13 protein-coding genes are annotated in these 14,397 nt (G+C 54.0%); 4 read left to right on the top strand and 9 right to left on the bottom strand.

Annotated features, from left to right (window positions below):
* Positions 1-164: 164 nt before the first annotated feature.
* Positions 165-590, bottom strand: a complete 426-nt coding sequence (locus tag WKI47_RS05930; protein ID WP_340226252.1) for a GNAT family N-acetyltransferase — start codon at positions 588-590, stop codon at positions 165-167.
* Between the two features lie 580 nt (positions 591-1,170).
* On the opposite strand from WKI47_RS05930, the gene WKI47_RS05925 reads away from it, so the two are divergent.
* The gene (locus WKI47_RS05925) at positions 1,171-1,782 is read left to right on the top strand and encodes a superoxide dismutase (protein ID WP_340226251.1); all 612 of its coding nucleotides are present in this window, start codon (positions 1,171-1,173) and stop codon (positions 1,780-1,782) included.
* Between the two features lie 420 nt (positions 1,783-2,202).
* Here the strand turns inward: WKI47_RS05925 and mutY are convergent, their stop codons facing one another.
* Both mutY and acpS read right to left on the bottom strand, forming a co-directional pair.
* Positions 2,203-3,387 carry an A/G-specific adenine glycosylase gene (mutY, locus tag WKI47_RS05920; RefSeq protein ID WP_425355438.1) on the bottom strand — a complete coding sequence of 395 codons (1,185 nt, stop codon included), beginning with the start codon at positions 3,385-3,387 and terminating at the stop codon, positions 2,203-2,205.
* A 95-nt stretch (positions 3,388-3,482) separates the two neighbouring features.
* Positions 3,483-3,881, bottom strand: a complete 399-nt coding sequence (gene acpS, locus WKI47_RS05915) for a holo-ACP synthase (RefSeq protein WP_340226249.1) — start codon at positions 3,879-3,881, stop codon at positions 3,483-3,485.
* Positions 3,882-4,579: 698 nt separating this feature from the next.
* Between acpS and WKI47_RS05910 the strand changes: the two genes are divergently transcribed.
* Positions 4,580-5,197, top strand: coding sequence for a PH domain-containing protein (locus WKI47_RS05910; RefSeq protein ID WP_340226248.1), 618 nt, complete (start codon positions 4,580-4,582; stop codon positions 5,195-5,197).
* Positions 5,198-5,257: 60 nt separating this feature from the next.
* Here the strand turns inward: WKI47_RS05910 and WKI47_RS05905 are convergent, their stop codons facing one another.
* Positions 5,258-5,944, bottom strand: a complete 687-nt coding sequence (locus WKI47_RS05905; protein WP_340226247.1) for a Crp/Fnr family transcriptional regulator — start codon at positions 5,942-5,944, stop codon at positions 5,258-5,260.
* Between the two features lie 92 nt (positions 5,945-6,036).
* Here WKI47_RS05905 and WKI47_RS05900 point away from each other — a divergent pair, with 92 nt between their 5' ends.
* Entirely contained in the window at positions 6,037-6,810 is a 774-nt protein-coding gene (locus WKI47_RS05900) for an HAD-IIB family hydrolase (RefSeq protein WP_340226246.1), read from the top strand.
* Between the two features lie 159 nt (positions 6,811-6,969).
* On the opposite strand, the gene nadE is transcribed toward WKI47_RS05900, so the two are convergent.
* From nadE to WKI47_RS05885, 3 genes are all read right to left on the bottom strand, one after another.
* Positions 6,970-7,785 carry an ammonia-dependent NAD(+) synthetase gene (gene nadE, locus WKI47_RS05895; RefSeq protein ID WP_340226245.1) on the bottom strand — a complete coding sequence of 272 codons (816 nt, stop codon included), beginning with the start codon at positions 7,783-7,785 and terminating at the stop codon, positions 6,970-6,972.
* Between the two features lie 250 nt (positions 7,786-8,035).
* Positions 8,036-8,470, bottom strand: coding sequence for a BrxA/BrxB family bacilliredoxin (locus WKI47_RS05890; RefSeq protein ID WP_340226244.1), 435 nt, complete (start codon positions 8,468-8,470; stop codon positions 8,036-8,038).
* Between the two features lie 203 nt (positions 8,471-8,673).
* A complete protein-coding gene (locus tag WKI47_RS05885) occupies positions 8,674-10,344 on the bottom strand; it encodes an ATP-binding protein (RefSeq protein ID WP_340226243.1) in 1,671 nt (556 codons plus the stop codon).
* 220 nt (positions 10,345-10,564) lie between these two features.
* On the opposite strand from WKI47_RS05885, the gene WKI47_RS05880 reads away from it, so the two are divergent.
* Positions 10,565-11,839, top strand: a complete 1,275-nt coding sequence (locus WKI47_RS05880) for an NAD(P)/FAD-dependent oxidoreductase (protein ID WP_340226242.1) — start codon at positions 10,565-10,567, stop codon at positions 11,837-11,839.
* A 355-nt stretch (positions 11,840-12,194) separates the two neighbouring features.
* Here WKI47_RS05880 and WKI47_RS05875 read toward each other — a convergent pair whose 3' ends face one another.
* Together WKI47_RS05875 and WKI47_RS05870 are read right to left on the bottom strand one after the other, a co-directional pair.
* Positions 12,195-13,466 (bottom strand): ABC transporter permease, encoded by a 1,272-nt coding sequence (locus WKI47_RS05875; protein ID WP_340226241.1) that lies wholly within the window; start codon positions 13,464-13,466, stop codon positions 12,195-12,197.
* Positions 13,463-14,197: an ABC transporter ATP-binding protein gene (locus WKI47_RS05870; protein ID WP_340226240.1), complete on the bottom strand. Its 735-nt coding sequence runs from the start codon at positions 14,195-14,197 to the stop codon at positions 13,463-13,465. Before WKI47_RS05870 ends, WKI47_RS05875 begins: the two co-directional genes overlap by 4 nt.
* Positions 14,198-14,397: the final 200 nt, after the last annotated feature.

Genomic DNA, 14,397 nt, shown 5'->3' with positions numbered 1-14,397 from the left:
GCGTCCGTACCGACGATATCGTCGTACAGGCGCCCGAGGGAACGGGCATGCCTATGCAAATTCAAGCGGTTCCTTCCCGGGGACCCGCATATGTGTATACGCTCCGGCTGATTAGCCGCATCCGAATGCTCCCCGCTCTCGGATGAATTTGTGCGCTTTGCCTTTTAGTGTACGGCCAGAATACTGAGCTTCTGGAATGCGTTCAGGATGCGGTTTGCTCCATATCCCATCGCTTCGTACAACGGCAGCGCAGGCGAATTGTGCTCGTCGCCCGATACGAAAATAGTGTTGACTTTACGCTGTTGGAAGCGTCCTTCAAGCTTGGCAACCAATGCTTTGCCGATTCCCTGCCGACGATAATCCGGATGCACGGCGATTCGGTAGTAACAACCCATATCGCGCTCGATCGTACCGATCATCACGCCCACGAGTTCATCTCCGTCTTCCGCTACCAAGATCAGTTCCGAATCCCAGGACAGCTGCCGGGAAAAAGGACCAATCGTCTTTTCATAACACTCTTCGGATAAAGCGACCTGCAGAAGTTCCGTGACACGACTGGAATCACTCAATTGAAAAGAACGAACGTTCATGCTTAAATCCCCTTCTTCTTTGGAAATGGCAGCTCATGCAAAAAAGCAACTTCTGACGTCCATAACATAAAACGGCCAGCACACTGGTCTGCCGTTACACGACCCTGCTATGAAAATCATCGGTATAAACTTTTCGCAAACGCTTACTTGAGTCAGGTTTTTACAGAAAGAAAGACGCGAGTTTACAAAAAAGGCAGAAAAAATACGAGGTTGCCGGTGGATTTACTTTACTCACACGATTATTAAACCATAAGTGACACGAAAAAACATTATTTTTATTTGAAGAGTATCGGATTTCGAGTTTTTTCGCCACCATGCAAACGCTTTTCGCGCGTTTTTCGGCGCTGCGTGCACGGCTCCATCATAAGCGAAGACCCTTTTACATCGGTATGATCTTTTTAACAATTGAGAGGCTCTTTTTGCGCCAAAAAAAGTCACGGAGAAAAAATGACCTATTGATTTAAAGAAAGTGATCCTGTTTAATAAGGTGTAAGGACGTCCCTGTGTACATCCTATGTAAGCTACATCACTTAGCCGGGCAACGTCGTTAAATCCAACTTAAGCAGGAGGTAATCTTATCATGGCTTTTGAACTACCAGCACTGCCGTACTCGAACGACGCGCTTGAACCTCATATCGACGCACAGACGATGGAAATCCACCACGATCGCCATCACAACACATACGTAACAAACCTGAACGCTGCTCTGGAAAGCGCTCCGGAACTGCAAAGCAAGAGCCTGGAAGAGCTGATCGGCGACCTCGACAGCGTACCGGAAAGCATCCGCACCGCTGTTCGCAACAACGGCGGCGGACACCACAACCACAGCCTGTTCTGGACGGTTATCGGACCAAACGGCGGCGGCGCTCCATCCGGCGACCTGGCAGCGGCAATCGACAGCGACCTCGGCGGCTTTGATAAATTCAAAGAAGACTTCGCTAAAGCAGCTACGACTCGTTTCGGTAGCGGCTGGGCATGGCTGGTTGTCGGCAAAGACGGCAAACTGGCTGTAACGAGCACTCCAAACCAAGACAGCCCGATCTTCGAAGGTCTGACTCCGATCCTCGGCTTGGACGTTTGGGAGCACGCTTACTACCTGAAATTCCAAAACAAACGTCCGGACTACATCTCGACGTTCTGGAACGTAGTGAACTGGGATGAAGTGTCGAAGCGTTTTGCAGCAGCAAAATAAGTTTCGATTCCTATCGCAATAAACGGTTGCCCGGTTATGCCGGAACAACCGATACACAAAAACGCCGATCCTCCGGGATCGGCGTTTTTTGCATGATTCATGTGTGAAGTGAAGCTTTTATGAGACGCGGAGTAGTTGGAATAAATCCTGGATGAAGACTCTAACGGAACCAGCAGACGCTTCGAAACCCAAATCGCGCGTTTGAGATTTTTAACGGAACGAAATGACACTTAGAATCGAAAAAGAGGAAGTTTTCAAGCTTTTAAGCCCCTTTTTTCCGTCTAAGCGCTTCTCTGTTCCGTTAAAATCAAAACTTCTCAAAAAAGAGCGGCTAAAGGATATGCGTTCCATTGGAATTCTACTTCTCGCTTTTTCCATGCAGGTAGGAACATGCCACGACCGAGTTGCGTCGACGACGTATCAAAGCTTGTTTCCGTCCTCGAAATACGTATTCAAAATATGCGAGAATAAGTTCGGGAATGCGATCTCCTGCATATCTTCCGGCGACACCCAGCGCCATTCTTCGCCCGAATCTTCCGTGTCGAAACGAAGCTCCGGTTCAACTGCCGACTCCGGCACCGCTACTTCGTACGGAACGCCGCTCTCGGCGACTAGCTGGGCCAGCACATCCGGCTGCTCACGCGCAATCAACACCCGCATGGTCCAATGAATATGGCTGAACGTATGCTCGGCGGTCATATAAGCCGTCATCGGCGACCATGCCAACCCGCGATCCTCCAGCAGCTCTTCGAGCTGAACCACGTCGATGCCCAAGTCTTCGCCCGCTGCCGCTACATGCGGAATTTCCCACATGCTCGCCAGCAGCCCGGTCTTGGGACGGCGACGAACCAGCACGCGCCCCTCATTCTCGCCCGAACCTTCCAGCAAAATAGCCAAACGCTGCTCGGGCCGAGGCTTTTTGGCTTTTGTTTTGACCGGAAGCTCGCGCTCCATGCCTTCGATCCGGCCCCGGCAATGCTCCATGACCGGACAAATCAGGCAATGCGGCGATTTCGGCGTGCAGATCAGCGCTCCGAGTTCCATTAGCGCCTGGTTAAAGTCCGACGCCCGCCCTTCGGGAATCAAGCCGGGAATGATCTTTTCCATCCCGATCCGCGTTTTGGGCTTGGCGATATCGTCCTCGATCAGGAAGTAGCGCGACAGCACACGCATCACGTTGCCGTCGACCGCAGGCTCCGGCTGATTGAACGCGATGCTGAGAATAGCGCCTGCCGTATACGGACCGACTCCTTTTAACGCAAAAACATGCTCTCGCGCCGAAGGCATCTGCCCGTCATGCAGTTCGACGATTTGCTGCGCGGCCGCTTGCAGATTCCGAGCCCGGGAGTAATAACCAAGCCCCTCCCACATCTTCACGACGTCTTCCTGCGGTGCTTCCGCCAGATCGCGAATCGTCGGGAAACGCTCAATAAACCGATGGAAGTACGGAATTACCGTATCGACCCGGGTCTGCTGAAGCATAATTTCCGACACCCAGATAAAATACGGATCGCGATGCCTGCGCCACGGCAAATCCCGCTTGCTGCGATCATACCAGACCAGCAGCTCCCGGCTGAAATATTCGCGGCTCTCGGCAGCTTCGATACCGACGATCCGTTCCCATACGCTGATTGCCGTCTCGCCGGCCGCACCTGCCCCGACTTGCTTGCCTGCATCCAGGCTTGTTTGCGTTTCGCTGCTCATGATGTCGTCCTTTCCACTACGGCGAAGGCCGAAGCCATCCCCGGCTGATGCGTAATGCTCAAATGTATGACATAACCGTTCCCTCCCGCCAGACTCAACCTATTCCAGGCTTCATCTGACAGCGTGACGCCGGGCTTGCCCAGCTTATCCGGAACGATCTCGATATCTTCAAATCCAACCATATGGCCGATTCCGCAGCCCAATGCTTTGACGATTGCTTCCTTGGCAGCAAAACGCCCGGAAACGAACTCCGCCAATCTCGCTCCCCGCTCTCGCGCGATGCCGAGTTCCGCCGGGGTCAACACCCGCTGCAAAAACCGCTCTCCCTGCCGCCCGTCCAACACCCGAACGACACGTCCGATTTCCAAAAGGTCGTGACCGATTCCGTAAATCATTCTGTCGTTCCTCCGCTTCGCGCTTGCCTGTTCCGACTCTTTTTATGCTCCGAATCTTGTCGATCGCAGGCTTTTTTTCGTGCCTCTTGTTAACGGATCTCGATCTATAGCCAACACATCTCATCTCCGTCGCACAGACCTATACCTGCATATATCCATTTATTTTTACGTTTTTCTTTGTTTTCGGGAAAATAAATGCAGATCTCCATCTAAATGAAGCGATTCACGCGTGATTGCGATAGTTCTCTGCGAATAACTGGATATATGCAGGTATTCGGTCTTCCAACGTTATAAATTCGAATTAACTGGATATATGCAGGTATTTCGACGCCGCGCGTAATAACGAGTGACCATCCGCTCCGGCCCGCTCCGACTCGTCAAACCTCCAGCGTCGGATTTTCGACTTCCGGTTTTCAAACTTTCGACTTTCAGCTTCCGGCTTCTATTTTCCAGCTCCGAATCGCCGGCTTCCGCCCTATATTGTATCAGGAGACTACACCGAACTCCAGTTCCTCTTTCTTCGGCAAGCCGGGATCGTTCACCTGTCGCGCTTTTTGCTTAACGTATTCGTCGCATACTCCCGGCTTCCGCCGTCCTCCGATGCGCTGCTTTGATTCTGTATTCGCATCGGGTAAAATAGATTCCACAAGCCCCCTACCTATCTGGATCGTACTCCATAATCGAAAGGCGGAATCTTTTTGTCCCGTAACATTTTCTCGCGCGTCACTTCGGATCTTACCGGCATGTCGGATAAGTGCAAAGTCATTCCTCCGTCCGAATTCGCCAACTGTCAGGCGCAAGCTTACATTTTTACCGAAATGAACGAAAAGCTTTATTTCCTGCTCAAGTCCGCCAAAGACGAATACGCGTTCACCAATATCGGCATGATCCATGTCGACGGGCAAAAAGCGATCAGCAGCAAGCGGCAGATTCTGCGTTACAATTATTTCGAACATACGCCGACGAACGTGATTTTGGAAACGGCGGGAACCGCGGATCTGGACGTCGAGATCAAGTTCACGCTGGGACAATTTTACTCGATCGACGTGGTCAAAGCGCATCTGGAACCGCTGATCGCGCTCTACAAAATCCTCACCCTGATCGGCATGACCAAAGCGGAGTACGCGCGGCACTGGGCATTGGTCGAACGCAGCTTCGAACATAGCCGCGACGCGGTAGGCCGTATGTCCGGCACCGGAAGCGCAAGCGCGGAATACCGGAACATCCTTCAGCACGCGCAAACTGAACTGCTATCCGCGCACGAAAAATACCATCCTCAAGAATACGACGCCGCTTTCGAGCTGTATCTGTCCTGAGCGTGCAAGAAGCGTTCGTTAGCGCATACCGTCAGGCCGACAGCGGATAATTCGCGGCGGTCAGTAGCGGATGCCTTGCGAAATCTCGTCCAACCGCTCCCAATCCGTGACGACGAATCCTTCCTCTTCCCGCCTCAGCAGGTTCCGATCGGCGAACTTTTGGATCACCCGGTTCAGATGGCGCTGCGTCGTTCCGATCACGGACGCGATCTCCGCCGTCTGCGTGCTGTGCAGTTCTTTGCCGAACCCGCCTTGCGCGCGCGTCGAAATCAGATAAGTCGCCAGGCGTTCGTCGACCGAAGCCAGTAGATTGACGCGGGACGCGATCGTGCACGTATGCAGCTTGTACGCCATATGCCGAAGCAACTCGTTCAAAAAGCGCTCGTCGCGCATCAAGTCACGTTCGACGCTACTCGTGGAAATAAACAGAAACACGCAATCTTGAACCGCTTTTACGTCGGACTGCACGTCCAGACGCCGAACGATTTCGAGATCGCCGAACAACGAGACGGGATGGCAAAAACGCAGCACCAGCGACTTTCCCGTCTCGACGTTCGAAGACACCCTCGCTTGCCCTTCGACTTGAATATACAATCCGTCGATCCGGTCGCCTTCCGCCATGACGGTCTCGCCTTTTTCGTACTCCCGCAATTGAAAATCCAGATTCGACGGATCGGTAAACATCGACTCCAAACTATGCTCGGACATGTACGCCCGTATCCGTTCCGGATCATCATCTATTCGCATATCAAAACCTCCTTGGCATTGTCGCGGACATCGGTCCTTCCGGGCCTCGAAAAACAGCAGTATGCTGATGGGGAAAACAAGGAGGTCGAACCATGAAATTCGTATTTGATTTGGACGGAACCATTTGTTACCGCGGAGAGCCGCTCGGCGTCAACATGATCGCTTGCCTGGACCGGCTGATCGAAGACCGGCATGAAGTCGTGTTCGCTTCGGCCCGGCCGATTCGCGATTTGCTGCCCGTGCTGCCTCCGCATCTTCACGGCTGCGCGCTGATCGGCGGCAACGGCAGCTTCGTCCATACGGGCGGACGCCAGGTTTTCGTAGCGTTTTTCGATGCCGATACCGCGCAAAGCCTGCTGTCGCTCGTCGACGAACACCGCGCCGATTACCTGATCGACGGCGATTGGCATTACAGTTTTTCCGGCGACGAAAATCATCCGATCCGCCGCAATCTCGATCCGCACGGCCTGGCGCAAAACCTGCCGACGGCTTCGCTCGGAAAGATCGCGAAGGTCGTGATCTTGCGCAGTCAAGATTCCGAGCGCCTGCGCGCTTCGCTGGAGCGGCTGCCCGTCGTTGTGTCCGAACACGGAACGGAACAGATTCTCGATATCAGTCCGACGGGAATCGACAAATGGAACGGATTGCGCCGGGCGGGGCTGCGCTCGGGCGAATTTATCGCTTTCGGCAACGATGCCAACGATATGCCGATGTTCCGCCGCGCCGCGAGATCGGTCTGCGTCGGCGAACACGCCGGATTGCGTCCGTTGTCGACGGACTGCGTGCTTTGCGACGAAGAAACGGTAATCCGCAAGATCGACGAACTGCGCCTGGAACTGCAAAACCGGCTTCCTTTTCCTTCTTAAAAATACGCGTTTCGCCGCCCCCCATTCCTCGTTCGGCGGGCGGCGGTTCGAAACGACCAAAAAACGACCTTTATCCCCGCGCAGCGACGGGCAAAAAGGTCGTTTCGACGTGCAGGTCCGGCCCGGTGCCGAAGCGAAAATGCCGAGCGCGTCCCGCGATCAGATGCCCGGAATCGGGTTCCGCTTATGCGCCGTTCTTTTGTAGAAGTTCTCCAACAGCGATTGCACATCCGGCGACACTTCTTTGCCTTCCAGATAGTCGCTGTTCTCGTCGTACGTAATGCCGAGTTCCGTCTCATCGGTCTGCCCGACCCACAATCCGGCCGTCGGCGCTTTGGTCACGATCTCGGCCGGAACGCCCAGCGCGGAAGCTACTTGGCGGACCTGGCGTTTGTTGAGCGTGGACAACGGGGTAATATCGACCGCGCCGTCGCCCCACTTCGTATAGAAACCGGTCACGGCTTCGGAAGCATGGTCCGTGCCGACGACGATCAGGTTCATTTCGAACGACAACGCGTACTGCACGACCATGCGCGTTCTCGCTTTGATATTGCCTTTGCCTTTGTCGGTCATTTTTTTCGGATTGTTGATATCCAGTTTCTCGAAACTTTTCTCTACCGTCAGCGAAACATGGTCGACGGCGTCCTGAATATTCGTTTCGATCGTATGCGTCAGGTTAAAAGCTTTCGCCGTCGCGTAGCTGTGCTCGATATCCGACTGGTCGCCGTAAGGCTGGAACACGCCGAGCGTGATATACTCTTTGCCGTTTTCTTCGGTCAATTCGTCGGTGGCGCGTTTGCACAGTCCCGTCGCGACCGCGCTGTCTACGCCGCCGCTGATCGCGATCAGCAAACCGTTGGCGCCCGCCGCAAGCACGTACTGTTTCAGGAAATCGACCCGTTTGCGAATTTCCGCTTCCGGCTCGATCGTAGGCTGCACGCCCAATTCGGCGATAATTTGTTGTTGCAAACTCATCGTGAATCCTCTCCTTTGACTACCCGAAATATGAAGCTTTCTTCACCATTATACCCGCAACGGCCTGACATCGAACTTACGCGGTGTTTTTTTTCACATTCATTGGCGTCAAGCGACCTGATTGCGATGTAAAAAAGCTCCGGCGGACGGGATCGTCCGGCCGAAGCTTTTTCCGCGACGCTTACCGGAAATCCGGAGGGTTACTTTGTCGGCGTTAAACGTAAACCTCTGATTGAGGTTGGTCAAGCTGTTATCCGCAGAACTCGTCGAAAGCGCGCGTCAGATCGTCGGCGATATCGCCGGCGGAACGGTCTTCGATCGAATGGCGCTCGATAAAATGTACCAGCTCGCCGTCTTTGAACAACGCGATCGAAGGCGAAGAAGGCGGGTACGGCGCGAAGTATTCGCGCGCTTGCGCCGTCGCTTCTTTATCCTGTCCGGCGAATACCGTGAACAGGTTGGTTGGCGTTTTCTCGTGTTGCAGCGCTTGGGCGACGCCCGGACGGCATTGTCCGGCGGCGCAGCCGCACACCGAGTTGATCACGACAAGCGTCGTGCCCGAAGCGTTCGGAAGATTCTCTTCCACTTCTTCCGGCGTCCGCAGTTCGCGAATGCCCAGTGTGGTCAGTTCGTCGCGCATCGGTTGAATCATGTCGCGCATATATTGATCGAAAGACATAGCCATATTCGATTCACTCCTCCAAGTCGTTGATGTGCCTCCATTATACCTTCCTCCCTAACGAAAGGAAAGCCGTTTCCGTAATTGCTTATGCTCGTACTTTGACCGCATCAAATCAAAGGTTTGCGTTCATCGGAAACACGCACGGGTTAAGCGGGTTTTCGAGGGGCGTAACCTAACCTCTTAAGCGGTCATGGTACTCGCCGCGCTTACGTTCTGGCGAACTCGACGGTCACTTCGGTTCCTTTTCCCGGCTCCGATTCGATCGTCAGCTTCCCGCCGTGCCGCTCCGCGATCCCCGCGCATAACGGAAGTCCCAGACCGGTACCGCGTTCTTTCGTCGTAAAAAAAGGCTGGCGAACCTGTTCGATTTTTTCTTCCGGGATGCCCGGGCCGTTATCCGTCACCCGCAGCCGGAAAGAATCTTCCGATTCTTCGACGCGCACGACCAGTTCGCCCTGATCGTCCATCGCTTCCATCGCGTTGCGCGACAAGTTGAGTACGAGCTGCTTGATTTCCCCGGAGTGCATCGGCATCGCTTCCGTTGTCCCGTCCGTCTCCAGCCGCAGCGTCTGGCCGCGCAGATTCGCGTCCGCTTGCAGCAGCGGCATCAGCTCTTTGACCACCAGGCTCAGGCTGCGCGTCTCGCTCAGATCGGGTTGCGTGCGCGCAAGCGACAGGAAATCGTCGATGATCCCGGTCGCGCGGTCCAGTTCCTGAAGCACGACTTCGTAGTAATGATCGTAATCGGCGGGCGTTTTTTTCTGCAAAAGTTGCAGGTAGCCGCGCACGACCGCCATCGGATTGCGTACTTCGTGCGTGACGCTGGCGGCCATCTGTCCGATCATGCTGAGTCTATTCATATGCTCCAGCTCGGTGCGCATCCGCTCGATTTCCGTGATTTCGTAAATGCTGCATACGGTGCCGATCACTTCGCCTTTTCCCGTATGCGTAGGCGAGGCATGAAAGCGAAAACGTCGGCTGCCGAACGAAAGCGTACGCTCGACCGTGCAATTTTGCTCGGTAGCCGTATCAAGTGCTTGTAAAAACACGGGGTCGGGCGCCAGTCCGATCGACATCAGCAATTCTTCGAACGTTTTGCCGACAACGGCTTCGCGGCCGATCGACGGCGACTTTTTTTGCAGCGCGGCGAAAGCCTGATCGTTGATCGCCGTAATCAGGCGCGAACGATCCAAAGCCAGCGCAAAACCGGGCAGCGTACGCATAAAAGCCTGAAGTTTCGTTTCTTCTTCGACCACTTTTTCCCGCATCAGCCCGGCTTGTTCTTCCCGCAAAAAACGGTCGGTCGCCGCCCGTCGGGACAGCAGCAGCAAAGCGCCGGATAATAAAGCCGCCAACAGCTCAACCACGACCAACGGCCACGCGGACACTCCGGCATGTTCTTGAATATGCACGATCAGATGGGGCGTGTACGCGCCGCACATCCAGACCGCCAGCAGCACGATACGCAGCGGACGACTTAATCTCAGCAGTCTGGCTCGCGCAACGACCAGCGGCAATAGCGCCAACGTTTCGATCCACAAATAATCGGCTTGATCCGTTCCGACAAACAAAAAGCCGGACAACCCGTAAAGCGCAGCCAAAAAAAGACCTACGCGCGGCAATCCGTACAGGATGCCTACAGCAGCGGGAAGCAGGGCGAGCTGCCCGTCGATCCGCGCGCTGCCCAGATCGAGCAACCAGCAAAGCAGCACGGAAACGGCGCAAGCGGCGGTAAAAGCTTGAACGACATAATCGGATTTGGAGGCAGAAAGCGGTTTAGAAACGAAGCGGCGAAAAAAGGTTTCGAACGGAGTCAACAAAAGGATAGGCAAAACGGCGAATAGGACTTGGATGATAAACAACTTGAATAGCTCCATCTACCTTCTCCCCTTTGTCTTGTCTCATGGAATTTCCAATAAAAAGGTAAACGCATCTACTTCGATTAAAACACAACCTTTCTCCTGATTCAATATACCTATCATTTTTAAACGGGATCATGACGCGCAGCGGATTATGCTATGATGGAAGCAATCATGAATAAACGTCCGACGATCCGCTTACGGGCAAAGGCCGGACGCAAGAAAAGGAAGATGTATTTTGGATTATGACGTAATCGTCGTCGGCGGCGGTTCGGCGGGATTGATGGCAGCCGTGGCGGCCGGCGAAAGCGGCGCGCGCGTGCTGCTTGTCGACAAAGGCGATAAATTGGGGCGCAAGCTCGGCATCTCGGGCGGCGGACGCTGCAACGTGACCAACAACAAAGAATTCGACGATCTGATCAAATGGATTCCCGGCAACGGCCGGTTTTTGTACAGCGCGCTGTCGCAATTCGGCAGCCGCGACATTATCGCGTTTTTCGAAAGCTTGGGCATCGCGCTCAAAGAAGAAGACAACGGACGCATGTTCCCGGTGAGCGACCGCGCCAAAACCGTCGTCGACGCGCTGGTCGGACGGGTGCGCTCGCTCGGCGTCGAAGTGCGGATCAACACGCCGGTGGAACGTATTTTGTATGCGGACGGGCAAGTGTCGGGCGTTCGGTTGAAAAACGGCCAAGAAATCTCCGCGTCCTGCGTGATCGCGGCGGTCGGCGGCAAGTCCGTTCCGAAAACCGGCTCGACCGGGGACGGTTATCCGTGGGCGGAAGCGGCGGGCCATACGATCACGAAGCTGTTCCCGACCGAGGTTCCGATCACGTCGGGCGCGGCTTTTATCCAGAGCAAGGAATTGCAGGGCTTGTCGCTGCGCGATATCGAACTGACCGTCTGGAACGCCAAAAGCAAAAAGCTCGTCACGCATACGGGAGACATGCTGTTCACGCACTTCGGCCTGTCCGGCCCGGCGGCGCTTCGTTGCAGCCAGTACGTGGTCAAAGAGCTGGATAAGCAGGCCGGCGGCACGGTGCGCGTGACGGTCGATCTGATGCCGGACCGCAGCGCCGACGACGTGTATCGCGAGACGCTCAATCTGACGGCAGCCGATCCGAAGAAGGCGATTAAGAACGTGCTGAAAACGGTTGTGCCGGAAAAATTGATCCCTCTGCTGCTCGTACGCGCGGAACTGGACGAAATGCTGACGCACGACAATATTCCGAAAGCCAAATGGACGGAGCTTGCGAAGCTGATCAAAGCTTTCCCGATTCCGGTGAACGGCACGTTGTCGATCGAAGACGCTTTTGTTACGGGCGGCGGCGTTCATTTGAAGGAGATCGACCCGCATTCGATGGAGTCGAAGTTCACCGGAGGATTGTACTTCTGCGGAGAGCTGCTGGATATTCACGGCTACACCGGGGGATATAATATTACGGCGGCGTTTTCGACCGGACATGCGGCAGGAACAAGCGCGGCGGAACGGGCTTTGCGAAGTGAAACTTGATGAACTTGATGAAAAAGAAAAGCCGAACCCGGTCATGAAGACGGACGGCTTTTTTTGTATTATTAATAGAAGCTAAAGGACTTGAGACTTTTAGATCGTTTTACAAAAACCGGCGAAGCTGCGTATGGGGATTGCTTTTTAGGCAACGTAGAATTTACAATCGTCCACTTAGGAAAGTTACATTGACAAAAAAGCAATGTAAAAACCGCTTATACTTGGTTTTTGCGTGTTTAAATCTTGCAGATTGCCGAATATGCAACGTAGCTTGAAAATGAGGAGAATTAAAAGCGCTAGGTTGCTTTTTTTGCAACACGACCTGGCAATATTCGTGCCGGGGCAGGTTTGAAGACACGCTCTAAGCTGCACCGTCTTTCTTTTGCCAAAATGCCGCAAGCATATACGCCAGCAGCATCCCCGCAGCCGCTCCCGGAACGCCCAGCGCTACAGCTCCCCACCAGGCCGCAAACATTTTCACACCCAGGCAAGCACTCAAAGCAAAAGCAATCGGCAACATTTGAAGCCCTACCGCAGGTCCGCAAGCCGAGTCGAGCCGTCCGCGATCCATGGTCGCAACGGGCGGAAAAGCATGCTCGGCGAATTGCAACCAAAGCCCTCTCAGCCACATCGAAAACAACAGCAGCATCAGCGGCACGACAATCCATCCGACCCACAGCGGACCGACGACGGTAGCGGCTAGGCTCACACTCGAAAATTGCAGGTACATACGCGCATACCCCCGTTCACGCAGTGCGCTTTTGAGTGCGGCATCCGCGACTTGACGGGTCTGCCATTTGCCCATGAAGCTGGGTAGCAGTGGCCCTGAACGTCGCAGGAGCCGCACTTTCTGCTTCGGCAAACGCGGCTTATCTATCGACTGGGACAACAGAAGCGCTGTGAAGCGAAGTCGCGCAGCCAAATCGACCGCCGTACTTTCCTCGAAATGATGGGACAGCAAAGCACGTTTGCCGATCAGAACCCCTGCGGCCATACCAAATAATAAAGCAACGAGCGCACCGATTACCGCACCGTTAGCCATAGCCCAAATAAATAATGCGCAAGCCGCTATCGCTCCCAGAATGAATGCCCCATGTTTCCACCATTCCTTTCGGAAAACTCCCGCAAAATGCAGAAGCATTCCGACAACCGAGTGCAAAGTCCAAACCATCAGGCATAGAATCGCAAGGCTTGCCCAAGAAAGCTGATAGCCCTCTTTTAGAAAAGGCAGCAAGACGAGCAGAATCAATACCGATTTGCCAATCTGAAAAACCGCAAACCCTATACCCGCCCTTCCCAACAAACCGCGCAGCCATCCCGGTTGCTGTCTCAAAAAGACGGCGTCCGCCTGCTCCAGCAGCAAAATCGGACGCGAAGCGAGCGCCGTTACGAGCGGAACAAGCCCCAACGCAGCTAACGGAATGTGTGCGAATGCTGCCGGAATTTCCCCATGCCAGAACCCGTAATAATAACGCAGGCCCAGCAAGCCAAAAGGAATGATGATGTATAACGCCACCACCCAATCGACGACCAACAGCAGGTTGCGACGTTCATTGGCGATATAGTCGTGCAATCTGCGGCGAAATAACGCTCCCGGAGCGGCAAGTCCTGCAAATGCCGAGTTGCGGCTCATACCGTCAATGCCTCAAAACAGTCGAATAGATCCCCTTCCGCAAGTCCGCTTGTTGCCTGAATCTGCGCAAGATCCCCCTGAGCCGCCGTCTGCCCGTCAGAAAGCAGTACAAAATAATCGCAAATTTTCTCGGCTGTATCCAGCACATGCGTGCACATCAACACTCCGGCTCCCCGCTTGCATTCCTCGTCCAATAGGCGCAGGAAATCCTTTGTCGCCCGTGGGTCCAGCCCGATAAACGGTTCGTCGACGATATAGATATCCGGCTTCAGCAAAAATCCGATCATCAGCATCATCTTCTGCTTCATTCCTTTCGACATGCCTCCTGGCAGCTTGTCGCGGGCATCCGTCATCCGGAAGCGCTCCAGCAGCTCGTTTGCGCTGCGCTCGAAGTCCTGTTCTTCCATTCCATAAGCAGCTCCGGCCAATGACAGATGCTCCCACAACGTCAAGGTATCGTAATAGAGAGGCTGCTCGGGAACATACGCGTACGTCCCGGAACCACCCAGCACGATCTCCCCTTTTACATGAGGAACGAGCTTCAAAATGGCCTTGATGGTTGTGCTTTTTCCCGCTCCGTTCGGCCCGATCAATCCAACAAGCTCTCCGCTCGCTACTTTAAATGAAACTCCGCGTACACAAGGGTCGCCCGATGAATACCCTGCTTCGTCAATATTGACCTCCAGCGCATATTCGTTTTTCTTTTCTTCCTGTTGCGTTAACCCTTCCATTCCTATGTTCATCCTCTCCCTTTATCTATTGCCGACAGTCTGTATGTATGCCCGTTCTCGGTGTCTTTATCAGAAAAACAGCTTCCATTCTCCACATTACGGCTCCTCCAACGTTTTGTTTCTTTTTTCGATAACCTTCTCCTATGCGCGCCATCACTTCAAATTTGAAACTTCGGTGAAAACACAAAAATTTAAATAAT

This window comes from Saccharibacillus sacchari, from assembly GCF_037722395.1.
Classification (GTDB): Bacteria; Bacillota; Bacilli; order Paenibacillales; family Paenibacillaceae; genus Saccharibacillus; species Saccharibacillus sacchari_A.
The sequence above is the reverse complement of the archived record's forward strand: the minus strand, read 5'-3'. Positions and strand labels throughout refer to the sequence as shown.